This window comes from Pedobacter nyackensis, from assembly GCF_032678475.1.
GTDB lineage: Bacteria > Bacteroidota > Bacteroidia > Sphingobacteriales > Sphingobacteriaceae > Pedobacter > Pedobacter nyackensis_A.
Genome location: NZ_JAVTSF010000001.1, coordinates 244,830 through 269,334 on the forward strand (window position 1 = coordinate 244,830; position 24,505 = coordinate 269,334).

General features: G+C 37.1%; 19 protein-coding genes. 7 read left to right on the forward strand and 12 right to left on the reverse strand.

Annotation, left to right across the window (positions count from 1 at the left end):
• Window positions 1–1,737 carry a GMC family oxidoreductase gene (locus R2Q84_RS00955; RefSeq protein WP_316814643.1) on the reverse strand — a complete coding sequence of 579 codons (1,737 nt, stop codon included), beginning with the start codon at window positions 1,735–1,737 and terminating at the stop codon, window positions 1–3.
• A 233-nt stretch (window positions 1,738–1,970) separates the two neighbouring features.
• Between R2Q84_RS00955 and R2Q84_RS00960 the strand changes: the two genes are divergently transcribed.
• From R2Q84_RS00960 to R2Q84_RS00970, 3 genes are all read left to right on the forward strand, one after another.
• Window positions 1,971–2,591, forward strand: coding sequence for a phosphatase PAP2-related protein (locus R2Q84_RS00960; RefSeq protein ID WP_316814644.1), 621 nt, complete (start codon window positions 1,971–1,973; stop codon window positions 2,589–2,591).
• Between the two features lie 503 nt (window positions 2,592–3,094).
• Complete coding sequence (locus R2Q84_RS00965; protein WP_316814645.1) at window positions 3,095–3,841, forward strand: LytTR family DNA-binding domain-containing protein; 747 nt, start codon at window positions 3,095–3,097, stop codon at window positions 3,839–3,841.
• Between the two features lie 70 nt (window positions 3,842–3,911).
• Entirely contained in the window at window positions 3,912–5,000 is a 1,089-nt protein-coding gene (locus R2Q84_RS00970) for a sensor histidine kinase (RefSeq protein ID WP_316814646.1), read from the forward strand.
• 90 nt (window positions 5,001–5,090) lie between these two features.
• Here the strand turns inward: R2Q84_RS00970 and R2Q84_RS00975 are convergent, their stop codons facing one another.
• The 7 genes from R2Q84_RS00975 to R2Q84_RS01005 form a co-directional block, all read right to left on the reverse strand.
• On the reverse strand, window positions 5,091–7,640 hold the full coding sequence (locus R2Q84_RS00975) for a zinc-dependent metalloprotease (RefSeq protein WP_316814647.1): 2,550 nt from the start codon (window positions 7,638–7,640) through the stop codon (window positions 5,091–5,093).
• A gap of 109 nt (window positions 7,641–7,749) precedes the next feature.
• Window positions 7,750–9,453, reverse strand: coding sequence for a protein-disulfide reductase DsbD family protein (locus R2Q84_RS00980; RefSeq protein ID WP_316814648.1), 1,704 nt, complete (start codon window positions 9,451–9,453; stop codon window positions 7,750–7,752).
• 7 nt (window positions 9,454–9,460) lie between these two features.
• Window positions 9,461–9,907, reverse strand: coding sequence for a protein-disulfide reductase DsbD N-terminal domain-containing protein (locus R2Q84_RS00985; RefSeq protein WP_316814649.1), 447 nt, complete (start codon window positions 9,905–9,907; stop codon window positions 9,461–9,463).
• 389 nt (window positions 9,908–10,296) lie between these two features.
• Complete coding sequence (locus tag R2Q84_RS00990) at window positions 10,297–11,706, reverse strand: efflux transporter outer membrane subunit (protein WP_316814650.1); 1,410 nt, start codon at window positions 11,704–11,706, stop codon at window positions 10,297–10,299.
• Between the two features lie 18 nt (window positions 11,707–11,724).
• Window positions 11,725–14,916, reverse strand: coding sequence for an efflux RND transporter permease subunit (locus tag R2Q84_RS00995; protein WP_316814651.1), 3,192 nt, complete (start codon window positions 14,914–14,916; stop codon window positions 11,725–11,727).
• A 25-nt stretch (window positions 14,917–14,941) separates the two neighbouring features.
• Entirely contained in the window at window positions 14,942–16,141 is a 1,200-nt protein-coding gene (locus R2Q84_RS01000; protein ID WP_316814652.1) for an efflux RND transporter periplasmic adaptor subunit, read from the reverse strand.
• Window positions 16,142–16,242: 101 nt separating this feature from the next.
• Window positions 16,243–16,842, reverse strand: coding sequence for a TetR/AcrR family transcriptional regulator (locus R2Q84_RS01005; protein WP_316814653.1), 600 nt, complete (start codon window positions 16,840–16,842; stop codon window positions 16,243–16,245).
• A 276-nt stretch (window positions 16,843–17,118) separates the two neighbouring features.
• Between R2Q84_RS01005 and R2Q84_RS01010 the strand changes: the two genes are divergently transcribed.
• Window positions 17,119–18,159 carry a LacI family DNA-binding transcriptional regulator gene (locus tag R2Q84_RS01010; protein WP_316814654.1) on the forward strand — a complete coding sequence of 347 codons (1,041 nt, stop codon included), beginning with the start codon at window positions 17,119–17,121 and terminating at the stop codon, window positions 18,157–18,159.
• Window positions 18,160–18,212: 53 nt separating this feature from the next.
• Here the strand turns inward: R2Q84_RS01010 and uxuA are convergent, their stop codons facing one another.
• Together uxuA and R2Q84_RS01020 are read right to left on the reverse strand one after the other, a co-directional pair.
• The gene (gene uxuA / locus R2Q84_RS01015; protein ID WP_316814655.1) at window positions 18,213–19,388 is read right to left on the reverse strand and encodes a mannonate dehydratase; all 1,176 of its coding nucleotides are present in this window, start codon (window positions 19,386–19,388) and stop codon (window positions 18,213–18,215) included.
• Window positions 19,389–19,407: 19 nt separating this feature from the next.
• A complete protein-coding gene (locus tag R2Q84_RS01020; RefSeq protein ID WP_316814656.1) occupies window positions 19,408–20,229 on the reverse strand; it encodes an SDR family oxidoreductase in 822 nt (273 codons plus the stop codon).
• Window positions 20,230–20,403: 174 nt separating this feature from the next.
• Between R2Q84_RS01020 and R2Q84_RS01025 the strand changes: the two genes are divergently transcribed.
• The gene (locus R2Q84_RS01025) at window positions 20,404–21,399 is read left to right on the forward strand and encodes a sugar kinase (RefSeq protein ID WP_316814657.1); all 996 of its coding nucleotides are present in this window, start codon (window positions 20,404–20,406) and stop codon (window positions 21,397–21,399) included.
• A 63-nt stretch (window positions 21,400–21,462) separates the two neighbouring features.
• Window positions 21,463–22,116, forward strand: a complete 654-nt coding sequence (locus tag R2Q84_RS01030) for a bifunctional 4-hydroxy-2-oxoglutarate aldolase/2-dehydro-3-deoxy-phosphogluconate aldolase (protein ID WP_316814658.1) — start codon at window positions 21,463–21,465, stop codon at window positions 22,114–22,116.
• Window positions 22,117–22,181: 65 nt separating this feature from the next.
• On the opposite strand, the gene R2Q84_RS01035 is transcribed toward R2Q84_RS01030, so the two are convergent.
• Window positions 22,182–22,511 carry a helix-turn-helix transcriptional regulator gene (locus R2Q84_RS01035; protein ID WP_316814659.1) on the reverse strand — a complete coding sequence of 110 codons (330 nt, stop codon included), beginning with the start codon at window positions 22,509–22,511 and terminating at the stop codon, window positions 22,182–22,184.
• Window positions 22,512–22,743: 232 nt separating this feature from the next.
• Between R2Q84_RS01035 and R2Q84_RS01040 the strand changes: the two genes are divergently transcribed.
• Window positions 22,744–22,977, forward strand: coding sequence for a hypothetical protein (locus R2Q84_RS01040; RefSeq protein ID WP_316814660.1), 234 nt, complete (start codon window positions 22,744–22,746; stop codon window positions 22,975–22,977).
• A 118-nt stretch (window positions 22,978–23,095) separates the two neighbouring features.
• On the opposite strand, the gene R2Q84_RS01045 is transcribed toward R2Q84_RS01040, so the two are convergent.
• Window positions 23,096–24,442, reverse strand: a complete 1,347-nt coding sequence (locus tag R2Q84_RS01045) for a Gfo/Idh/MocA family protein (RefSeq protein ID WP_316814661.1) — start codon at window positions 24,440–24,442, stop codon at window positions 23,096–23,098.
• Window positions 24,443–24,505: the final 63 nt, after the last annotated feature.

The window sequence follows — 24,505 nt, forward strand, 5'->3', positions numbered from 1 at the left end:
TTAAATATTATGCTTTTTTTTCTGATCAAGGATATATTCTGCTGTTCTCATAGACAATGCCAATATGGTCCAGGTTGCATTTTTATCACCTTGTTGTACAAATGGTGCAGCATCAACTACAAACAAATTCTTACATTCATGGGCCTGGCACCATTTATTCAACGCAGACTTTTTAGGATCATCTCCCATTCTGACGGTACCTACTTCATGGATTATTTTACCAGGTGCTTCCAAACCATAGTTAGTCTCCGCTCCAGGAATATCTGAGGTAATAATTGCGCCCATTGCATGCATCATAGATTGAAATGTTTCCTGCATGTGTTTTGCCTGTTTAACTTCCTCTGCGGCCCATTTATAGTTAAACCTTAAAACAGGAATCCCATATTTGTCAACTACTTTAGGGTCTATTTCACAATAATTGGTTTCTCGTGCTATTGCTGTTCCTCTGCCGGCCATACCTACACCCGTTCCATAAAAACGCCTATAATCGTCTTTTAGAGATGCGCCATACCCCCCCGCCTGTTTCATCTTTCCATTCCTGTCAGGTACCATCCCATTCATCTTCGCTACCCCACCACCAAAACCATAAGCAGGCATACCCATCCCGCCCCAATACTCTATATGATAACCACGCGGAAAATCCAGTTTTTTGTTGTCTAACCACCATGGTGAGTAAATATGGACACTTCCAACTCCATCTTCATTATAACGTTTTCTATCCATCAACTGTGGTAAAAAACCACTTAAACTAGCCCCGGTTGAATCATGAAGATACTTACCAATCACTCCGCTACCATTGGCTAAACCATCAGGGTGGGCAGAAGATTTAGAGTTTAACAACAATCTTGCGGATTCACAAGCGCTGGCTCCTAATATAACAATATCGGCACTAACCTGGTATTCTTGTAAATCCCTTGTATTAACATACGACACACCTGTTGCCAGACCGGCCGAATCTGTAAGGACTTCTCGAACCATTGCGTTGGTAATTACGGTTAAATTTCCAGTGTTAACAGCCGGAATAACGAGACATGATGAAGCTGAAAAATCTCCATAAACCTTACAACTTCTACCACATTGCCCACAATAAAAGCAAGGCGCTCGGTCCTTATTTCCAGGCAATGCCTCTGTTAAAACAGACCCTCTCCCCGGAATTACCTTTACCCCTGTCTTTTCTCCAGCTTTCTTAATAAACAACTCATTCAGTCGCGGTTTAGGCGGAGGCAGAAAAATTCCGTCTGGTTCATTTTCGATACCTTCTACAGTTCCATAAACCCCTATCAATCGATCTACTTTATCATAAAAAGGTTTTATATCGGCATAAGTTATTGGCCAATCATCAGTTAAACCATCTTTACATTTAAAATCATCTGGCCCCATTCTCAAAGATATTCGTCCCCAATGATTTGTTCTTCCTCCCAGCATTCTTGACCGAAACCAAGCAAACTCTGAATTATTTTTCTGAGTATAAGGTTCACCGTCCAGCTCCCAGCCTCCATATGATGCATCAAAGTCACCAAATGGACGAGTTGTCGCTGCACCTCTTCTTGGTGATTCCCAGGACCATTTTAATTGTTGCGCATGAATTCTGGGATCAAAATCGTCACCTGCTTCAAGCATCAATACCTTTTGCCCGGCATTTGCCAGCACATAGCCGGCCATTCCTCCACCGGCACCTGACCCAACTATAATTACGTCGTACTTCTTTGCTGATCTTTTGATCTGAAATTCATCCATATTTTTTACTCTATTTGGTTGATGTAATTTATAATTTTTGTCTTACAATCTAAATTAAATTAATAAAATAGTCCACTCCAAGAATATTCTGTTTATGTAAAAAGTCAATTTAAAATTTATACAAAAACAAATAAACATTACGTTCGTGTAGAGAAAAATACAACTCTATATAACTTTAATGTTAAAATAGTTTTATTTGTATAATTTTACCGTACAAAACAACTAACCTTTTAATGCAGTCTAACCAATTTACCTGGCAAATTGCCTGGGACTATCAAACGTTTCGAATTAAGTTCATCCTTGGGATGACTTTTCTAATTGGAATTCTAGTGTTCATTCCACATTTCTTTACACATATTGAGGCTAGAGAAGGTATTATATTGAACGACTGGCTGCTTAATTACGTGCCGGCAAAAGATGCATCGGTACTCATATTTGTGATATTGTATGGAATGATCGGTCTCTTTTTATACCGGATGTCAAAAAATACAATTATGTGCCTCACCGCATTATGGGCATTTAACTTTCTATGCATAAGTAGAATCATAACGATTACATTAGTACCGCTCAATCCGCCTAATGATATTATTCATCTTGCAGATCCATGTTCTATTTTCTTCTACCATTCAAATGTAATCACGAAGGACTTATTCTTTTCCGGGCATACTGCCACTATTTTTCTTGGAGCACTTTGTTTAGAACGCAAATCCGATAAAATAGCAGCTTTTATAGCCACAGGTATAATAGCGTTATTGTTACTAATTCAACATGTTCATTATACGGTCGATATTCTGGCGGCGCCGTTTTTCACATGGCTCTGCTGGTACCTTGGAAAATCTATGGCTAAAATATAGATTGAATATCTTAAATCTTCGTATGAAAGATTTTTTTTATCCATTTCTGATTAGAACTATCTAGTAACTAAAGGGAGGAGCTGCTCCCTTTAGAACTAAATATATACGAGAACGTACGAATGACTTTTATCGATCTAAACTAAATCCCTGATACACCTCCGTGCATCAGGAATCATGTTTTTAATAGGGGGATTGTCTAAAATTATAAAAGAAAGAGATTTCATCCAACTATATTACGCCAACACACTACAATACGTGGTCAATTGCGGTTTTCACGTGGTAAATGAAAAACTGCTCTAATTCTATTTTCTCCCTAAAAACTCTCTGTTTATATAGTAATCCCCTATTTTTTTGCAGTCCAATGCTATACTTCCAGTTACATTTAGCTTAACTTTGTTACAGGGAAATTATTGAAATAATAAAATGTATTACGTAAACATCGTATTTTTAAGGGTGAATACTTTTATGTTTAATAAAAGGTAGTATTATTTAAACAATATTAAATGGACGGCAAACTAAATTGCATTGTTATTGATGATGAAAAACATGCTGTTGAGCTGTTGGTTGACTACATCGATATCTTACCAAATTTAAACTTGATAAAATCCTTTACCGACCCTCTCAGCGCTTTAATGAATATTAGTCTTGAAGATAACACAGATGTTATTTTTATAGACGTTGATATGCCGGGTATGACAGGAATTGATTTAGCTTTAGCACTAAGACACAAAACCCGGTATTTAGTTTTTACATCTGCTCATTCCCGATATGCAATTGATGCATTTGGTGTACAGGCCAATGAATATCTTTTAAAGCCTATTTCGATGAGTAAATTTGCCTTGATGATTGATAGATTAATTAAATTAGACGAAGCTATTAAGAAAGAAGCTGATAAAGAAGATTATTTTTTCATAAAAACAGACCAGGTTCAGAAATATATAAAGGTTAACTTAAAGGATTTGGTAGCTATAGAAGGTTTGAATAACTATGTGAAAATTCATACAGTAGCAGGTATGCATATTGCTTATTTGACAATGAAAGAACTGGAAGCAAAGTTAGAGGGAAACGACTCTTTCATTAGAGTTCAAAGATCATTTATTATTTCAACCGACTTTATTAATAAGGTAGAAGGAGCATTTATTACATTAAATAATAAACTTGAGGTACCTTTGGGGACAACTTATAAAAAGCATTTTTTTTCTTTCCTAGATAAAAAAACACTACGTTCGAATCGGGGGATATCCGAATAAGCTCTCTAAATTCTGACCAATTATGATACTGTTATAGTGTTAACAATGGTGGCTGCCAATATTAGATGAAATGAAATACCGTTTAAAAAAATACATCCGATTTCTAGTTAAGAACAAGATTCATTTCATTGCATGGTTTTTCTTTATATTTTATGAAATTGTACTCGCAGGTATATTAAGGGGTTATTTTGCAAGTCCTGGAAATTATTTTGTGTTTTATGTTTTCAATATTTCATTGTTTTATTTTCATGCTCATTTCATTTTACCTAGAGCGCGAAAAAATTCAAAACATACGATTTGGTTATTACCATTATTAATTCTAATCGAAGTTGTCGTCTATGTTCCGCTTACTATTGGCATAGTCGCTATTCTTCAAAAATACACCAGTCTAGATGTTTTTACATCTGCAGCATTTGATAAAACATCTTTAGGAAATGGGGTCTGGAGAACCATATATTTTATATTATTTTCCTCGGGCTATTACTATCTGATGAATTACCTTAAAGAGCGAAAAGCTTTTCAGCAATCTGAAAATGAAAAATTAATGATGATTATTGAAAATCAGCATGTGCAGTCCGAACTTATAAAATCACAACATGCACATTTAAAAGCTCAGATTAATCCACACTTTTTATTTAACACTTTAAGCTTTATCTATTCCAATACCCGAAAAGTTGTTCCCGAAGCTGCAGAAGCAATAATGGCGCTTTCCGAAATGATGAGATATGCATTACAGGATGACAGTGAACATACCTTTATTCCGTTAAAGCTTGAGATCGAACAGGTTAAAAATTTGATCCGACTACATCAATTAAAGGCGGAAAATAACCTGAATATCAATTTCAAATGTGATGACAATATTAAAGATATCCAGATTATACCTTTAATACTAATGACCCTTATTGAAAATATGTTTAAGCATGGAAATCTTTTAAGAGCAGATAGCCCTGCCTTAATCTCGATCTATTCTGATGGCCAGACATTGGTTATCGAGACGGAAAACCTTATTGATACACAAAACACAAGAACTAGTCATCATATCGGATTGGATAATAGTAAGAAGAGATTAGACATGGTGTATGGTCATAAAGCGATGTTAAACTTCGGCATTGGAAAGGATAACTATTTTAACGTTTCCTTAAGAATTGAATTGAATTGATGTTAAATAAAACAACTTTGTAAAATTATCTATAATAAAAAAGAGAGTGTCTTTTGGACACTCTCTTTTTTATTATAGATGGATAAAATATTAAGATTTTGGGTTCAATGCTGAGTTGATACGTACCAATAAATCTTGTAAATGATATTTACTCATACCATTTGCTGCTGGTATTGCTGTACGAATATCTTTTGCTAATGTGGTTAAATGAGCACGACTAATACTTGAAACGTCAGAACCCATTGGGTCTGCACTTCTCATACCTGGAAAACTCTGTGCAGCAGATGGAGCTGCAGGAGGAGTCATCAGTTTTACCATATTATCAACATAAGCCTTTTGCAGATTCCTTCTGTATACATCAATGTTTTTATGTGCATATAATTCTGACCAAATTCCGGTTTTTAAATCACTGAACAAATTAGCCACAGTATATGCTTTTACGCCATTTAATGCTTCATTGTTAATCAACTTACCAATAGTACCCGCGTTTTGAAGTTTTGCTAAGGTATTTTTTTGTACACCCTGGAAAATATCAACTGGATTTGCACCTGTGCGTTCAATAAGTTCTCTATTGATCAACCATGTTGGTGTGGTAAACAATTGCGTATTTAAGAATGTCATTGCTTCTTTTTGTGTCGCAAAAGGAACCGGTTGGAACATTCCGCCTTTTTCTTCAACAGTTTTAGGAGTGGTGTAAATACCACCAACATTTTTAGCCACGTGGCCCATATAACGACCGTACTGTCCAACTACCTCGCTATAAAGCGTTTTAGCATTTTGATAACTCTCGTTTGGCTCTTTAGTCCAGTTTAAAATATTAGGCAAAATACGCTTAAGATTTTTAATACCGTAAGCAGATGCTAGCATTGCATTATCTCCAATGTCTTCATTTTGGTTACGCGGGTCATTAGGATCACTTTCAGTACCAAAGCTTAAGCGATTGTTAGCACCTACCCTTTTGATAATAGTTTGGTTTGAATAGCTTACTTCTTCATCAGCAGTTTTGAATTCAGGTAGCCATTTATATCCCCATTCAATTGCCCACAAATCATAATCTCCGATTCTTGGGAATATTCCTTTTGCAGTAATATTATCTTCAGGTTGAGCTACATAGTTAAAACGTGCATAATCCATGATTGAAGGAGTGTGACCGTTTTTCTCTACCCATTGTTTGTCTCTTAACTTTTCAACAGGAACAGTTGCTGATGAACCAAAATTATGACGCAAACCTAAAGTATGACCTACCTCATGAGAAGAAACAAAGCGAATAAGCTCACCCATTAATTTGTCATCAAACTTCATTTTACGAGCTTGAGGATCAATTGCAGAAGCCTGAATAAAATACCAGTTTCTTAACAACTGCATGATATTGTGATACCAGTTGATATGCGTTTCCAAAATCTCTCCTGTGCGAGGATCATGTACGTGTGGTCCACTTGCATTAGCAATATCCGACGGTTTATAAACGATTACGCTGTGTCTGGCATCATCAATGTTCCAGGTAGGATCATTTGGTGCTTCTTTAGCTACAATTGCATTTTTAAAACCTGCTTTTTCAAAAGCAACCTGCCAATCGTTTACACCTTGAATGAGGTAAGGAACCCATTTTTTTGGCGTTGCTGGATCAATATAATAAACAATTTGTTTTTTAGGTTCAACCAGTTCACCTCTTTTGTATTTTTCAACATCTTCGGCTTTTGGTTCAAGGCGCCAGCGTGTAATCAATGACTGATTTTTTACTCCCTGTGGATTGGCGTCAAAATCAACATATCCTGTCGCAAAATATCCCACGCGAGGATCAAAATACCTTGGCTTCATTTGTTTTGAAGGTAACAGTACCATTGAGCTGTTCAGCTCATAAGTTGCAGGGGTTGAACTTGGAGCTCCCCCCATCATACCTTGAGGTGCAGATTTCATGTACGTTTTAAGGGTTCTTATCTCTATATTCATCGGATAAGCCTTAATTTCTTTAATGTAACTTCTATCTGCTAATTGTCCCGTTAATGACAACGACTTTTTAGTGCCAGCATCAAAAAAGAAAATGTCGTTATCACTGTTCATATAATCAGTAACATCAATAACTACACCCCTTACACCAGAAATTGAGTCTTTCGCTAAAGCTTTAATATCAAATGATGCTACTAAAGGCTGAATATTTGAACTCATTACAGATTTAAACATTCCATGCTCTGTAGTATCTTTTGAACGTTCGCTAAAAGAAATACTTTTCAGATATACTTTGTTTGCAGGACCTTTTTCAAAGCTGATTACATTATCACCAATCTGATCTCCGCCATAACCAATCATTGATGCACGGTTCCCCGCTGCAGCTTTACTGATTCTGTTAACAGCCAATATCTCTCTACCCAAAAGTGAATCTGGAATCTCAAAGAAATAACGGTCTTCAACATAATGAACTTTAAACAGACCATTATCTGTTTTTGCCTTAGCTGTAATCACCTGATTGTACGGCTTTGGTCCTGCTGAAGGTCCTCCAGGGCGGTTCATAGCATTTGGATTGGCCCCAGGCGCTGTCGCAGCGGGTGCCGGTGTCGGCGTTTTTTTAGGATTTCTTTTTTGAGAAAAACCCTGATAACTGGCACAGCATAATGCCAGAGCAATCAAACTTAGTTTCTTCATTTAAATTATTGATTTATAAGTTGTTTGGTGTATACTAAATTAATCGTACTACAACAGTAATAACTTTTGAATAAAGCTATTACTGTCGTAACAAGATAAAATTAAGTTGCTATTTGTTCTTAAAAGCAGTTAAACCGCTTTCCAGGAATTGAAGGTATTCCTCAGGATTGTAGTTGGCTCCTGTTGGGCTTACTAATGGTTTTTCATCATGACCAAGCAATACATAGTACGGCTGCGAATTGGAGTTGAATTTTGATGCCTGAACATCGCTCCATTTGTTGCCTATAGTTTTGACGTCCTTTCCACTAAAAGTTGATTTGTATTTTTCACTTTCTTCCAGTTCAGTCTTATCATCAACGTATAACTGAATGATCACATAATCATTACTCAGTTTACTGTAAACGGCTTTATCCGGCCATACATTGGCTTCCATTTTACGACAGTTTACGCAAGCATGGCCAGTGAAATCGATCATAACCGGTTTGCCTACTTTTTTTGCATAAGCCATACCTTCGTCGTAATCAAAGAATACATTCAGGTTTAATGGCGCATGGAAAATATCTGCATATTTATGTTTGCCCTCACTATGGTTTGAAGCAGCTGCAGTACCACCGTTACCTCCGGTTAAAGTAGGTGTATATAAATCAAAATCCTGCGTACCCTGAGGTGGAAGGAAGGCTGAAATAGATTTCAAAGGTGCTCCCCATAAACCTGGGATCATATAGACCGTAAAGGACAACACTACGATAGAGATCATTAACCTAGGAATCGAAATGAAGTTCACAGGACTATCGTGCGAGAATTTCAGCTTGCCTAAAAGGTATAAACCCATTAATCCGAAGATCACAATCCATAATACTAAGAAGATTTCTCTATCGAACCAGTTCCAGTGATAAGCTAAATCTACATTGCTTAAGAATTTCATGGCTAAAGCCAGTTCTAAAAAGCCTAAAACAACTTTTACGCTGTTTAACCAACCGCCTGATTTTGGCAAAGCACTTAACCAGGAAGGGAACATCGCAAACAAAGCAAATGGAATTGCCAGTGCAAAAGAGAATCCGAACATACCAATTGCCGGGCCTAATAAAGCACCACTTGTAGCAGCCTGTACCAGCAGCGTACCAATAATTGGACCTGTACAAGAGAAAGAGACCAATGCAAGTGTACCTGCCATAAAGAACAGACCAGCTAAACCACCTTTATCTGAGTTGGCATCCATTTTATTTACCCATGATGAAGGCAAAGTAATTTCGAAAGCGCCCAGGAAAGAGATCGCAAAGATCATCAGCAATACAAAGAACAGGAAGTTAAATACACCATTGGTAGACAAGCTATTTAAAGCATCGGCACCAAAGATTACAGTAACCAACAGGCCTAAAACCACATAAATTACAATGATAGACAAGCCATAAAACATAGCCCGGCTTACTGCAGTACCTTTACTCTGACTTCCTTTGGTGAAGAAACTTACGGTTAAGGGAAGCATTGGGAAAATACATGGCATTAAAAGGGCGGCAAGACCTCCGATAAAGCCGGTAATAAAGATTCCGATCAACGACTGATCTTCTGCCTTTTCTTGGGTTACTGCAGTAACAGCGGTAGCGGTTGAATCTTTCGTTGCTTTTACTTCTGTACTAGTCGGAGCGGCAGCAACCGTATCAACAGGAGCTGTTTCAGCTCCTATCTCGGTAAACTCCAGATCAGAAATTGCTGTATCTGCATCTTGTGCAAATACACTTGTCGCTGTTCCAAAGAAAATAAAGAGCCCAATGACAAGCATTTTCATGCTTGTCAAATAGTTGTTTAAAGTCATTATTTACTTATTTTACAGGAATAGAAAACTCAACTGTTTCTGGTGGAAGACACTGAGAATCATCACACACCATGTACTCAAGCGTTCCTTTTACAGTTGCGTTTGCACCTGTAAGCTTAACTTTTTGTTGGAAAATCACTGACTTCTCAAAGTAACTTACGTTCATGTCAAATGATTTTTCAAATTTAACGATTGCTTTAGGCTCAGCTGTTTTACCAACTGGCTTGTAGGCTTTTGAAGGAGCGAATGTAAAACTTGTTTTCACAGGTCCACCATCAGCCATGTTTTGAGAATAAAGGTGCCATCCTTCATCAATAGTCGCTTTAAGATAAAGTGTTGCTTCTGTTTTTGAAGTCTTCTTTGCAGCATAACTCCATTTTACAGGCTTTAAAATTTGACTACTTGCTGATAAGCTAAATAGTATACCAACGGTTAACAAGATTAGGTTTTTCATTTTTTATTGTTTTTTTATGTGTTAGCAAACTTATGTATTTCCGGTAATATCTTTGGTCATCTGAATTTATAAATCATCATTTACACTAAAAATATTACGTTGTTGATACAGGTTCGACTAAAGTTTCAAAATTAAGTTTAATTAGGTTTGTTTTTTAATAAGCTTTCCGCCGCAAACATATCATTTTATTCAATAATTTTAAACGACAGAAATCAACCAAAGGTATACACGTTGTTGCCCTCTTTAATATACAAAACATGTTTAACAAGTTTGTTAAACATGAAAAACTCCGTAAGAACGGAAATTTTGCCCCTAATCAGGACTCCCAAAGACAATATTTGGAAATATCATCTTTGGGTAACATTTGTGTTATCAGCAAGAAATCCCCCTTATAATCCCCCTCCTAGCGTACGATAAAGTTCAACCGCAGCATTTAATTGCGCAGTTTTAATACTAGTTAACTCAAGCTCACTTTGTAAAGAATTACTTTGTGCTGTAATTACCTCGAGGTATGTTGCCATTCCGCTCGCAAATAACAGATTCGCATTTTTTACAGCTTGTTGTAAAGTACTTACTTTGTCTTTTGATATGTCATACTGCTCTTTCAGTTTTTCTATTTTCACCAATTCATCAGAAACCTCAGTAACGGCAGTTAATACAGATTGACGAAATTTAATAACAGCTTTCTCTCTTTCAATTTTTGCCAGTTCATATTCTGTTTTTAATTGTCGTTTCTGCAACAAAGGTTGCGTAATACCCCCTGCAACTACACCAAACAGAGAAGCGGGTATGTTAAACCAGTTACTAGCCTTGAAAGTATTCAGTCCTCCCGTCGCTGTGATATTGATTGAAGGATACATACCTGCTTTAGCTACGCCTACTTTAGCATTGGCAATAGTTAATGATAATTCTGCGCTTTTAACATCAGGTCTTTTGCTTACCATAGCAGAAGGATATCCCACAGATAATCTGCCTGAAACAAATGTTTCGTCCAAACTTGTTCGACGGTCAATCGTTCCAGGTACACGTCCTGTCAACATACTCAAAGCATTTTCCTGCACAACAATCTCCTGCTGAAGTTTAGGGATCAGCTGAGCTGAAACTAGTTGCTGTGCTTTAGCTTGCTGTACCGCTAGTAAACTAACCTGACCAGCATTAAACTGCAATTTTACAATAATTAATGTACTATCACTTAATGCAAGGTTCTTCTTTGCAATAGCCATTTGTGCATCCATCATCAGTAATCTATAGTATCCTTGTGCAATACTGGCTATCAATTGAGTCTGTACAGCCTTTCTTGCTTCTTCTGTTTGGAGGTAAGTAGCCAAAGCTTCCTGTTTCCGACTTTTAATTTTTCCCCAAATATCAGCTTCCCATGTTAACTCCAGATTAGTATTAAAGTCTTCAACATGACTTGTCTTCAAAAACTCACTGGCACTTAATCCATTCAGACTATTATCAGAGGGGTTACTTGAGCTACCTGTAATTTGTAAATTTAACTGAGGTAAGTTCCCCAGTCTTGCCTGTCTGAGTAACTGCCCTGTTGATCCAAGATTCTTAATAGCGATCTGCAGGTCATAATTTTTAATTAATGCAGTATCAATAAGATTTTTCAGTTCCCTTTCAGGAAAGAAATCAGCAGTTGTCTGATTACTTATGCTTAACGAATCTGTAGTTTCGGCGTTTCTAAAATACTCCGGAATAGCTGTTCGGGGTAGCTGTACATCTTTCGATACTTTACACCCTCCAAGTATAGCTATAGTCATTATTGCGACTAGTGTTTTTATGTATTTGCTCATAATATATTATTTAAGCGATTAAGAATAAATGATCTCCGATTCAACTTTTATAGCGGGATGTATTTCATTTGCAACACTGGCTGGCTTTTGTGATATCTTCTCCTGCAGGTGTTGGAAAATCACAAATAATACAGGTATGATGAATAAACCTAATATTACTCCCGATAGCATACCACCTGCGGCACCAATACTGATTGAGTGATTACCCTGGGCAGACGGACCTGTCGCAATACTCATTGGGAACAAGCCAAATACAAAAGCCAATGAAGTCATAATTATGGGACGAATCCTTAATCTTGCGGCCTCAATAGCAGCGTCAACCAAACCTAATCCGGCCTTACGACGCTGTATAGCAAACTCAATAATCAGAATAGCATTTTTAGCGAGCAGTCCTATGAGCATGATCAAAGCGACCTGAACATAAATGTTATTTTCAATGCCTGTTAAGCCTAACACTACAAATACACCAAAAATACCGGTGGGGATAGAAAGTATAACGGCCAATGGTAAGAGATAACTTTCGTACTGTGCGGACAATAAAAAGTAAACAAAAACCAAACACAATATAAATATCACCGTCGATTGCCCTCCTGAAGAGATTTCCTCCCTCGTTTGTCCGGAGAATTCATACGCAAAGCCCGAAGGCAATTCTTCTTTAGCGGTCTCCTGAATAGCCCTAATTGCATCACCAGAACTATAACCAGGTTTCGGAATGGCATTTACCTGAATAGAATTGAATAAATTGTAGCGAGATGCTGTTTCTGAACCGAATACCCTGGTTAATTTAACCAATGTATTGATCGGTACCATTTCACCAGTTTTACTTTTCACGAAGATACGGTCTATGGATGCCGGATCCGTCCTATCGGCAATATCAGCCTGAACTACTACACGGTAATATTTGCCAAACCGATTAAAATCAGAAGCCTGCGCACTTCCAAAATAAGCTTGCATCGTCTGTAATACATCTCTCACATTTACTCCAAGCTGGTTGGCTTTATCATCATCAACCTCTAATTGCAATTGCGGATAATCTGCTTTGAATGAAGTAAATGCAAATGCAATTTCTTTTTTCGCCATCAATTTGCCAATAAAATTATTGGCTATACCGCTAAAATTATCCAGTTTACCGCCGGTTTTATCTTGCAGAACTAAATCCAAAGCTTCCACATTACTAAAACCCGGAACCGTAGGAAAACTAAATACAAAAAAAGTACCACCTGTTAAGGCTCCTAATTTGCCTCTAATCACATCCTGAATAGCATTGATATCTTTGATTTCGCCTCTTTCTTTGTTCGGTTTCAGCAAAACAAAAATTACAGCAGCAGAAGGACTATTTGAATTTGTTAACAAGTTAAATCCAGAAATGGCAGTAACAAATCTTGAAGCTGGTAAAGCACTCAGTTCATCTTCAGCTTGTTTAAGTAATTTAGTTGTTCCATTTAATGATGTTCCTGATGGTGTAGAAACGGAAATAGCAACAAAACCCTGATCTTCAGTCGGGATAAACCCGGATTTGGTATTCTGCACTAAAAATATGGTTGCAAGAACAATGATAAAAAGTCCTCCCATACTTAACCATTTATGTTTAATCAGGAATTTTAAACCTCCAACATACCTGTTAGTCATCGCATTAAAACTACTGTTAAAACCAACATAGAATTTTTGGACGAAGCTCTGTTTAACCTTTGGATCACCTTCGGTAGTATGGTTGCTTTTTAAGAATAATGCTGCAAGCGCAGGACTTAGCGTTAAAGCATTTACCGCAGATATGACAATAGCGATAGACATGGTAAAAGCAAACTGTCTATAGAAAATACCAGTGGACCCAGTCATAAAACCTACCGGTAAAAATACCGCGGCCATCACGAGAGTAATCGAGATCAGTGCGCCCGTAATTTCACGCATAGCCTCTGTTGTAGCCGCTTTAGCACCCAGATGTTTCTTTTCCATCTTCGCATGGACTGCTTCCACCACAACTATAGCATCATCGACGACAATACCGATAGCCAACACCAAGGCAAATAACGTTAATAAGTTAATAGAGAAACCAAATAAGTTCATAAAGAAAAATGTCCCTAAAATGGACACGGGAACCGCGATCGCAGGAATTAATGTTGATCTGAAATCCTGCAGGAAAATAAACACCACAATAAATACCAGTATAAAAGCTTCTATTAAGGTATGTATTACCTGTTCAATGGATTCATCAAGTGCATTTTTTGTTTTATAAAAGCTATTGTAATTGATACCGACCGGAAAGTCTTTTGCCGCCTTTTCCATTACTTTATCTACGGCAATCTGGATTTCATTCGCATTTGAGCCAGCTAACTGGATTACACCAATTACGATTCCGTCCTTCCCGTTTAAACGACTGGTACTTGTGTAAGAATAAGCACCGAGTTCAATACGGGCAACGTCTCTTAAATGTAAAACAGAACCATCTTCATTGGCCCGAATGGCAATATTTTCGTATTCTTCAGTTTTATTAAGCTTTCCTTTATACTTGATTACGTATTCAAATACTTCGTTACTTCTTTCTCCTAATTTACCTGGTGCTGCTTCTATACTTTTATCCTGAATAGCAGCCATTACTTCATTAGGTGTAATTTTATAGTTCGCCATTTGTGTTGGATTTAACCAAACTCTCATGGAATAATCCTTAACACCACCAAATATTGAAGCAGAACCTACACCAGGGATTCTTTTTATTTCAGGAATGATATTTATCTGCGCATAATTAGCCACAAATGTCTGATCGTATTTTTTTGGATCTTCGGTATAAATACCAATAGCATTAATGAAACTATTCTGTTGCTTGGTCGTGGTAATCCCCTGTTGCACAACCTCTGATGGTAACTGACTTGTAGCCTGGGCCACACGGTTCTGGACATTTACAGCTGCCTGATCCGGATCGGTACCTTGTTTAAAATAAACCGTAATGGCTAACGTTCCATCGTTACTGGCCGTAGAACTCATATAGCTCATATTTTCTACCCCATTAATGGATTCTTCCAGGGATGGCGCTACAGAGCGCAGTACTGTTTCTGCATTGGCGCCTGGATAGACGGCCGCAACCAGTACAGCTGGGGGAGCGATGTCGGGGAATTGTTGTAATGGTAATTTTGTTAAACCAAGTATTCCCATAATTACCAATAAAATGGAGATCACTGTAGAAAGTACCGGCCTTTCTATAAATTTCTGAAACATAACTTTAATATTAAAATTTGCTTATTTACTTGTTGTTTTTTGTTATGGCAACAACCTTATCTGTTGCTTTTTGAGGTGCGATTACAAGCCCTTCCTGCAAACGATCCAATCCACTCAGGACGATTTGGTCACCGACTTTTACCCCATCTTTAACCAGGTAATTATTTCCTGCTTTACCGATAATCGTTATAGCCTGTTTTCTTACCTTATTGCTATCTGCAACTGCAAATACAAATACCTTATCCTGTACTTCAATTGTAGCAACCTGAGGCACAACTAATGCTTCATTATGTTGGAGACTTAATCTTATTTTCCCAGTATTTCCAGATCTAAGTAGTCCATCGGGGTTCGGAAATTTAGCCCGTACTGTAATTGCTCCGGTTGTTTTATCAAATTGCCCATCAATCACATCTATTTTTCCTGACCTTACGTATTCAGTATTATCCGCTAGGATCAGCTTTACCGCAGGAAGTTGTTTAATTTTCTCATTTAAAGTCTGACCTGGATACTGATCTTTGAAATTCACAAAATCTTTCTCACCTAGCGCAAAGTATACATGAACATCGTGGACATCTGACAGATTAGTTAATGCTTCAACGTCTGATGCTGCGACTAAGCTGCCTTGCTTTTTTAAAAGACGACCAATATACCCGCTTACTGGTGCTTTAATTAAAGTATAGCCTAAGTTAATTGAAGCTGTAGCAACATTGGCTTTCGCCTGCTCTATGTTTGCTTTGGCCGCCTGTGCCGTAGCTTTAGCTGATTTTAACTGGAATTCCGATATCACTTTATTCTGGACTAATGGTGTTAAACGTTCTACCTCCAGCTGGGCATTAACTAACGAGGCTTCTGCTGAATGCTGTGCAGCAAGAGCATTATTTAACGCAGCTCTGTATGGTTGTTCATTAATTTTAAATATTGGTTGTCCTGTATTGACGAAAGCTCCCTCGTCAACGTATACCTTTTCCAGGCTACCACTAACCTGTGGCCTGATTTCTACATTAACAGTTCCTTCAATTGATGCGGGGTAATCCTGAAAAGTAGTTTCCGTTCCGGTAATTATACTTGCTACTGGTAAGACAGGGGGTGCAGGCGCAGCAGCTTGCGGTGTTTTCTCTGAACAACCAGGTAAAACTAGAGCGGACAGCAATATAGTTACACTCATAACGTAAGTAGATAATTTAACATCGTTAAATTGTAGCGAATGAAAAGATTTATAATTCATGATAATTTAGTTTATTTGTTTATTATATAACGAGTATAAGTAATTTAACAGTGTTAAGTAGCGTTGGTCAAAAAAGGGCTTGTTCAAAAAGCCCCGATATTTTATTCGTTTATGTATTTTATAATTCCTTTTAATGCATCTTTTAGAATATGCTGATTCATCTCTTCGTTTCTCCCTCTATTTACCATATTTATAGAAATTAAGCCATGTATTATAGACCAGAAAGTATAATACTTACGACAAATAACATCTTCATCAGGATGCTCTGCTTTCATTAGGTCTTTAATCGTATCGAAAAAAAGTTTATCCAGAAATTCAGTTTCAGGCATAGATTTCTTTTGTTCACAGCAGATCATATCTACGCCAAACATCAACTGATAGAACTCTTTATATTGAAAAGCAAAATTCCAGTAGGCAATCCACATCCCTTCAAGTTGCTCATCTGTTCTGGTAAACTTACTTTTTGCCGCTTTTATTTCCTTCCCAAGTATGATATACCCCTGTCGTGTAAGCTCAAGTAATATACCCTCTTTACTGGAAAAATACTCGTAAATAATCGGAGCAGTATATTCTATCTTGTCAGCAATTTTCCGCATACTAAGCGCTTGCCATCCGTCTTCTTTAACGATTTGTAAGGCTGCATCGAGGATATTAGCCCTCGTTTCATCTTTTAGCCGTTGAATTCGTTCTTTACTTCCCATTGCAATCTTTTTAGATGTGTAAATAATCTAACACCGTTAAACAAATTTATAAACTGTATTTAAAACGCGTATCATCGCTTTGTCAACTTATTAAGACTGCTGAATTAACGAGGACAAAACTCATTAAATCAAAAGTTTAACAGATGCTTTAACAAGTATGTAAAACGATATTTTACACTCGACAGATAACTGATTTGGAAAATTAACCAAATAAAATTGATCTTATCGCCTTAATAATTGCAAATTAGCAGTTCTATTTAAAGAGGAATGAGGAGCATGAATAACAGCGTAACACTAAAAGATATTGCCAAAGCGCTTAATTTATCTATTTCTACAATTTCGAAGGCTTTGAATGATAGTCATGAAATTGGTGCAGAAACCAAGCAAAAGGTTTTAGACTATGCAAAAAAGCATCATTATACCCCCAATAGAATGGCTAAAGGGTTAAAAGAAGGCAAAAGTAGGTCAATTGGTGTCGTAGTATGTTCTTTGGATAACAATGTTATTGCCCAAATGCTTGACGGTATTCATAAGGTAAGTACTGATAAATCTTATCAGATTATCATTATGCAAAGCAAGGAATCGGAAAAAATAGAAAGTGCATGTATTGAATTGTTATATGCAGGCGGAATTGACGGTATCCTGATCTCTCCAGCTTATGAAACTATTGATTTCAGCTATCTTGTCTCTTTACAGAAAGGAGGTTTACCCGTTGTGTTGTTCGATAGGTTAATTGATCAGATTCATACCCACAAGGTCGGAGCCGATAATTTTAAAGGTGCCTATGAAGCTACAATGCACCTCATCCATAATGGCTATAAAAACATTGCTCATTTAAACACAAATACCATATTAAGTATCGCTACAGATCGGTTAAATGGATATAAGCAAGCGCTTGCCGATAGTGGCATTGCCTGCAGACAAGAATTATTAAGGTCTTGCAATTATACAGGGGCAACTACTTTAAATGAAAATCTGGAAGAAGCTATTAGATATTATATGAGCCTAAAAGATAAACCAGACGCAATCTTTACTGCTACCGATCAAATCAGTACAAGGTGCCTGGTTATACTTAACAAACTAGGATATAAAATCCCTGAAGACATTGCTTTAATTGGATTTACGAATACAGAATTGGCAGAAGCCATGAATCCCCCACTTAGTACAGTACATCAACCAGCTTTCGAGATGGGACAACTTGCGGCTGAAAAGCTAATTTCTCTAATTGAGAAAAAAAACCATGATGTGGATTTTGAGACGATTATGTTACCTACGGAAGTTAGAGTAAGAGCATCATCACAAGCAGTAAAAAAATAAATAAAGCCATCTAAAATGAGTAATTATCATTTTTAGATGGCTATTTGAACACATTAGTAATTTCCAGTAATTCCTAATTCTAATCCACGAAGTTCTGCAAGACCGCGTAAACGACCTATTGCCGAATATCCAGGATTGGTTGTTTTGTTTAAATCGTCAAGCATTTGATGACCGTGATCTGGCCTGAAAGGAATAGGTTCTCCCCTACGTGCATTTTCAGCAACTACAGCCTTCATCACTTCATACATATTCACATCTCCACCCAGATGATCCGCTTCATAAAAATTACCTTCTTCATCTTTAGTTACATTTCTGAGGTGAAGAAAATATACCCGTTCTTTTACCGCGTCAAAAATCTCAGTGAGATTGTTTGACATCCCCGCTCCAAGTGAACCGGTGCAATAACATATTCCATTAAAAGGCTTATCTACACTTTTCAGGATGTCTACAAGATCTTCTTTTGTACTTGCAATACGAGGTAAACCAAGTATCGCATAAGGTGGGTCATCCGGATGAATAGTCATCTTAATCCCTGTCTCCTCACATACACTGGCAATCTCATTAAGGAAATATGCTAAATTCTTTTTTAAACCATCTCTGCCTATACTTTTGTACTCGTCAATACTACTACGCAGTGCTTCAAGCTCAATTTCCTTTTCATTCGGAATACCCATTAGTACATTAATTCTTAATTCGCTAATCTCGTCTGCCGTCATTGTTGCAAAACGTTCCTTCGCTCGTTTTTGAATACTTTCTGAATAATCCGCTACGGCATCTTCTCTTTTCAAGATAAAAATGTCAAAAATTGCAAGATCAAGCCAGTTGAAATATAAAGCTTTTGAACCATCGGACATAACCAGATCCAATTGGGTACGTGTCCAGTCCAGAACAGGCATAAAATTATAGCATATAGTCTTTACACCGCATTGCGATAAATTTCTTAGCGTCGCTTTGTAATTTTCTATATATTTATTTGCATCACTTCTGCGTGTCTTAATAGCTTCATGTACCGGCACACTTTCCACAACCGCCCACTGAAGTCCTGCAGCTTCAATAATTGATTTTCTTTCTACGATATCTTCAAGAGGCCAGACTTCGCCATGAGGGATATGATGTAACGCAGTAACAATTCCTGTAGCACCTGCTTGCTTTACATCTTGTAAAGTTACCGGGTCTGCTGGTCCATACCAACGCCAGGTTTGTAATAATTTATGTTTTAAAGTATTCATTTTTTCTTTTATTTTGATCTTATACTCCACTATAAGCGTTAAAACCACCATCAACCAGAATAGTTTCTCCGTTTACAAAAGCTGATGCATCACTCAATAAATAAATAAGCGTCCCATTTAATTCTTCCGGGTTACCTAAACGACCAAAAGGAGTATGATTTACAAAGCGTTGAGCCCGGTCTGTAAAACTTCCGTCCGCATTAGTCAATAAAGAACGGTTTTGTTCGGTTAAAAATACACCTGGTGCAAGTGCATTTACCCTAACCCTATCACCATAACGCTGAGCCAGTTCTACCGCCATCCATTTTGTGTAACCCTCTATGGCATTCTTTCCCATTGTGTATCCCAGTACTCTCGTTAAAGGACGTTGTGCCGCCAACGAAGAAATATTAACAATTGAACCTTTACCTTTTTCCGCAATTACACGCCCAAATACATGTGTTGGATAGACGGTACCAAACAAGTTTAATTCAACTGCTTTTTGCGTATCCGCAACATTAATATCAAAAATGTTCTGATCAGGACCGATTGTTGCACCAGGAATATTGCCACCAGCAGCATTAACCAACCCATCAATAGTCCCCCAAGTACTTAGTATTTGGTTTTTTGCCGATATTAGGGATTCCTCATCCAATACATCAGTAATTACAGCGATAGCTTCTCCTCCGTTTGATGTAATAGCTTTTACCCTCTCATTTGCTTTTTGCTCATTTCTACCTAAAATTGCAACTCTTGCACCCGCGGCCGCAACAGCTAATGCAAATGATTCGCCTAATACACCAGTGGCTCCGGTAATTACGACCACCTTGTTCTCAAGCGAAAACAGATCTTTGCCCTTCATATAATCTATTTAAAATCGGTTCATTAATTCTATCAATGTTACTGAATTTTAATCGCTCAAGTCCATAATCAGAACTAAAAATTTACGAAATCGTTTGAGATTTATTAAATAAATTACTTTACTTCTATTTGATAGAGAGAACGTGTATAATTGCAATCTGAAATCATTAAAACTATGCTAAATCAAGAAAACATATTGGTATTTGGGGAACTGTTGTTACGGTTTAGTTCCTCTGAAGATCAATTTATTTCTAAGAACCATACAGTAAATTTATTTCCCGGAGGCTCTGAAGCAAATGTATCTGCTTCACTCGGACAATGGAATATTCCCTGCTCTTACGTAAGTTGTGTACCCGACAATGCATTGGCAAATAGTGCGCTTCAGGTATTAGAACAATTGAATGTAAACACAAAGAAAACTTTGTTGGCAGGAGACAGATTAGGATTATATTTTTTATTGTCGGCCAATGGATTAACCAGTGGAGAAGTTGTTTACGACCGAAAGTTTTCTTCATTCAGCAGCCTAAAACCTGGAGTAATTGATTGGGATAAAGTTTTAGAAGGCCATACCTGGTTTCATTGGACAGCTCTCACCCCTGCGTTAAACGAAAACATGGCTGCTGTTTGTAAAGAAGCGTTAATTGCTGCAAGGGCAAAAGGGTTAAAAATATCCGTCGACCTCAATTATAGAAGTCGGTTATGGGACTACGGTAAGCAGCCTATTGATATAATGCCTGAATTGGTTGCACACTGTGATGTGATTATGGGTAACATTTGGGCCGTAAATAAAATGTTGGGTATTCCTGTCGATGAAAGTTTAAATCGTGAAACAACTGTCGAAGACTATAAGCAACACGCTAATATTTCTGCGAAGGGGGTATTTAACCAATTTCCGCAATGTAAACACATCGCTTATACATTCCGGTTTATGGATAATCCAAAGCATAATTTGTTTTACGGAACCTATCATACCCCAGATCAAAATTATATTTCCGAAGTATTCGAAACGAATGAAGTAGTCGATAGAATTGGTAGTGGCGATGCATTTATGGCTGGTTTAATCTATGGTTTATTAACCAGTAATGATGGTGCCGAAATTATAGATAAAGCTACTTCTTCGGGTTACAATAAGCTATTCGTAAAAGGTGATTTTGGTAACGGAAATATTTAACATGGCATTTATAAATAAATGCTGATCTATTAATAATAATTAAACAACAACAATCATATACAGATGAAGACAGCAACAAACCCTTTAAAAGTAATTCAAGACTATCCTGTTATTCCGGTTTATTATAATGAAGATGAACAAACCTGTATAGAAGTACTGAAGGCAAGTTACGCTGGCGGTATCCGCGTGTTTGAATTCACCAACCGTGGAGCAAACGCGCCGCAAAACTTCAAAGCTCTTTTGGCATATAGAAATGAACACTTTACAGATATGCAACTTGGTATTGGAACCATAAAAACTGTTGAACAGGCCGAAGCATACATCAAGCTTGGAGCAGATTTTATTGTAAGTCCGATTGTAAGACCCGATTTAGCGCAGGTTTGCGCTGCAAACAATATATTTTGGATTCCGGGATGTATGACGCCTACTGAAATTAATCTGGCTGAGGAGCTAGGCGCATCTCTGGTTAAATTATTCCCAGGTGATACTTTAGGGATCGGTTTTCTAAAAGCAATTAAACCCTTATTTCCTAATCTCAAGTTTATGCCGACCGGCGGTGTTGATGTAAATAAAGAAAATATTGACAGTTGGTTGAATGCAGGTGTTACTGCTTTAGGATTTGGTTCTAAGTTATTTATGAAACCTGAAGACGCAAGCGGTTACAGTTGGTTAACTGAGCGTTGCCAACTATTAATCAAACTGGTCAACAAAAAATAGCCGTTACGATTAAATAAGTTTAAAGAACATGCATTATTTACCGGATAATGTATGTTCTTTAAACTTCATTTCCTTTGCTCATCACGGTCATAAAGATCAATTAATTTACTTTGTAGTCTGATTACAGAACTTTCAAGTTGATTAATCTTATCTTTTAGTTGTTTAACAATCTGTTCTTGTTCACTTGCCCCCTCTTCACCAACGTCCAAAAATTCTCTTAATGTCAATTCATGTACCTGGGCTATCTGATTTATTCTACTGAAATTTGGATCGGTAATACCTGTTTCCAGTTTCGAATATGCAGGTATTGAAATTTCCAATAGATCTGCCATTGCCTTTTGATTTACCCCTTTTTTTTGACGGAGTATTCTAAATTTTTCGCCTAAAGTTTTCATAATTTACGAAGTATATTTTTGTGAACTTTATTTCATAATAAATTTAAGAATTATTTAACAGAATGTTATAAAATTCTTACAATATCGTGAAATAAAACACAGAATTCTTTATCCGTAATTAAAATAATTGTTTTCTAGATAATTATAAGGGTTTTTAATTATGCATGAAGACATTCAATTTTCAGTAGAACTTTCATCAACACTCGCAAACTTGTAAAACGGGTGCTATTTCTTGGCTTGTCTGAAAATAAAAGCACCCATCATTAATGCTACCGACAAACCAGAAGGGCCCGGAAAGGAAATGAATAAAAAGAGTACGCTTGAAACAATGCAAAGTGCAAGAATAAATAAAAAGCCTTGTAAAGGTGTATCCATTTTAAAGGCCGCTGTAAGTGCAAAAAGGACAAATGTAATTGCCAGAATATTTATAAACATGCACAAAGATGCGTATTCAATGTTAAGTTAATGTTAACATGAATATTTTTTGAAAAATTGTGCATAAAAATGACAAAAGCCCTGCTTTATTAAAAGCAAGGCTTTGTCATACAATACAAGATGGAAATTAAAATTCAATATAAAATTTATTAATAATCATCATTTAATGCAAAAATAGGCTTTCTTGACATCCATTTACCGCTGGTAAAATCAGGAAAATCAATGGTCTCGTTGCCCATTTCTATAGACTGCTCACTTAACGGAGTGATAGCGCTCCATGCTGCAGCATCATAAACATCAAGAGGAGTCGGTTCATTTCTTTTAGCAGCTTCAATGAAAGCATGTATTACAAAGAAATCCATTCCACCATGTCCGGCACCTTCTGCATCGTTACCATACTTTTTCCATAGTGGGTGATCATATTTTTCCAACCATTTATCCTGGTTATCCCACTGGTGCGGTTTGCTTACACCTTCAATATGAATACTTCTGTTTAGATCCATCCAAATTCCATTTGTTCCTTGTACTCTAAAGCCCAAAGAATATGGTCTTGGAAGATTAGTATCGTGTTGCAAAATAATAGTTTCACCATTTGCGCAGTCAATAGTAGTAGTTACGATATCTCCAAGACGGAAGTTTACTTTCGCATTAGGGTGATTTTCGCCTCCGTGTTTAACTATATAATTATGTAACCCTCTTGACTTTGTCGCAAACGAGTTTAATTTCAGAAATTTGTTTCCTCTATTGATGTTAACACAGTGGGCAACTGGTCCAATACCATGTGTTGGGTAAAGGTCGCCATTACGATGCACCGAGTGATTTGTTCTCCATTTCGCTTCAGAAAAACCTTTATCTCCAAATTCTGCTCCTACACCGCTGGTACCATCATTAAATTTAATGGCTCTTAAATCATGCTGATAACCGCCTTGCAAATGAAGGATTTCACCAAAAACGCCTTGTCTAACCATGTTTAAAACTGCCATAACATCCCTGCGATAGCAAACATTTTCAAGCATCATTACATGAGCCTCGTGTTTTTCTGCCGCCTGAACAACATCCCAATGATCCTGCAAAGTAGTTCCAATCATTACTTCAGAAGCTACATACTTAAGTCCGGCTTCCATTGATTTAATGATCATTTCTTTATGCCATTCCCATGGGGTTGATATTACAACTGACTGAAGTCCCTTTGTCGCCAACATTTTCTTCCAGGCGTAGTCATCACCTGTAAATATTTTAGGCATTGGTTTACCACTTTTAGCAATCATAGCTTTCGCAGAGGCTAGCATCTTTTCATCCACGTCACAAATTGCAACCAAATCAACATCTGCCCTTTTTAATAATAGATTCAAGTGGTTTTGACCACGCAAGCCTACTCCTATCATTGCCACTTTAACTTTATCTGCTACAGTGGCCGCAAATAAAGAACTACCTGGTAAAACGGTTGCAGCAGCAGCGGTTATACTGCTGTTTTTAACAAATTCTCTTCTGTTCATATTGTTTAGTTCATTGATTATACTAAATATCCTTCCAAGTTATAGAACTATCCAGTTAACCGC

Excerpts from the sequence above, each read along its gene's own strand:
- R2Q84_RS01030 (WP_316814658.1), top strand. The coding sequence starts at position 21,463 with ATGAAGACAGCAACAAACCCTTTAAAAGTAATTCAAGACTATCCTGTT.
- R2Q84_RS01045 (WP_316814661.1), bottom strand. The coding sequence starts at position 24,442 with ATGAACAGAAGAGAATTTGTTAAAAACAGCAGTATAACCGCTGCTGCT.
- R2Q84_RS00995 (WP_316814651.1), bottom strand. The coding sequence starts at position 14,916 with ATGTTTCAGAAATTTATAGAAAGGCCGGTACTTTCTACAGTGATCTCC.
- R2Q84_RS00955 (WP_316814643.1), bottom strand. The coding sequence starts at position 1,737 with ATGGATGAATTTCAGATCAAAAGATCAGCAAAGAAGTACGACGTAATT.
- R2Q84_RS00985 (WP_316814649.1), bottom strand. The coding sequence starts at position 9,907 with ATGAAAAACCTAATCTTGTTAACCGTTGGTATACTATTTAGCTTATCA.
- uxuA (WP_316814655.1), bottom strand. The coding sequence starts at position 19,388 with ATGAATACTTTAAAACATAAATTATTACAAACCTGGCGTTGGTATGGA.
- R2Q84_RS01035 (WP_316814659.1), bottom strand. The coding sequence starts at position 22,511 with ATGAAAACTTTAGGCGAAAAATTTAGAATACTCCGTCAAAAAAAAGGG.
- R2Q84_RS01000 (WP_316814652.1), bottom strand. The coding sequence starts at position 16,141 with ATGAATTATAAATCTTTTCATTCGCTACAATTTAACGATGTTAAATTA.
- R2Q84_RS01010 (WP_316814654.1), top strand. The coding sequence starts at position 17,119 with ATGAATAACAGCGTAACACTAAAAGATATTGCCAAAGCGCTTAATTTA.
- R2Q84_RS00990 (WP_316814650.1), bottom strand. The coding sequence starts at position 11,706 with ATGAGCAAATACATAAAAACACTAGTCGCAATAATGACTATAGCTATA.
- R2Q84_RS01005 (WP_316814653.1), bottom strand. The coding sequence starts at position 16,842 with ATGGGAAGTAAAGAACGAATTCAACGGCTAAAAGATGAAACGAGGGCT.
- R2Q84_RS00980 (WP_316814648.1), bottom strand. The coding sequence starts at position 9,453 with ATGACTTTAAACAACTATTTGACAAGCATGAAAATGCTTGTCATTGGG.
- R2Q84_RS00970 (WP_316814646.1), top strand. The coding sequence starts at position 3,912 with ATGAAATACCGTTTAAAAAAATACATCCGATTTCTAGTTAAGAACAAG.
- R2Q84_RS01020 (WP_316814656.1), bottom strand. The coding sequence starts at position 20,229 with ATGAAGGGCAAAGATCTGTTTTCGCTTGAGAACAAGGTGGTCGTAATT.
- R2Q84_RS00975 (WP_316814647.1), bottom strand. The coding sequence starts at position 7,640 with ATGAAGAAACTAAGTTTGATTGCTCTGGCATTATGCTGTGCCAGTTAT.
- R2Q84_RS00960 (WP_316814644.1), top strand. The coding sequence starts at position 1,971 with ATGCAGTCTAACCAATTTACCTGGCAAATTGCCTGGGACTATCAAACG.
- R2Q84_RS00965 (WP_316814645.1), top strand. The coding sequence starts at position 3,095 with ATGGACGGCAAACTAAATTGCATTGTTATTGATGATGAAAAACATGCT.
- R2Q84_RS01025 (WP_316814657.1), top strand. The coding sequence starts at position 20,404 with ATGCTAAATCAAGAAAACATATTGGTATTTGGGGAACTGTTGTTACGG.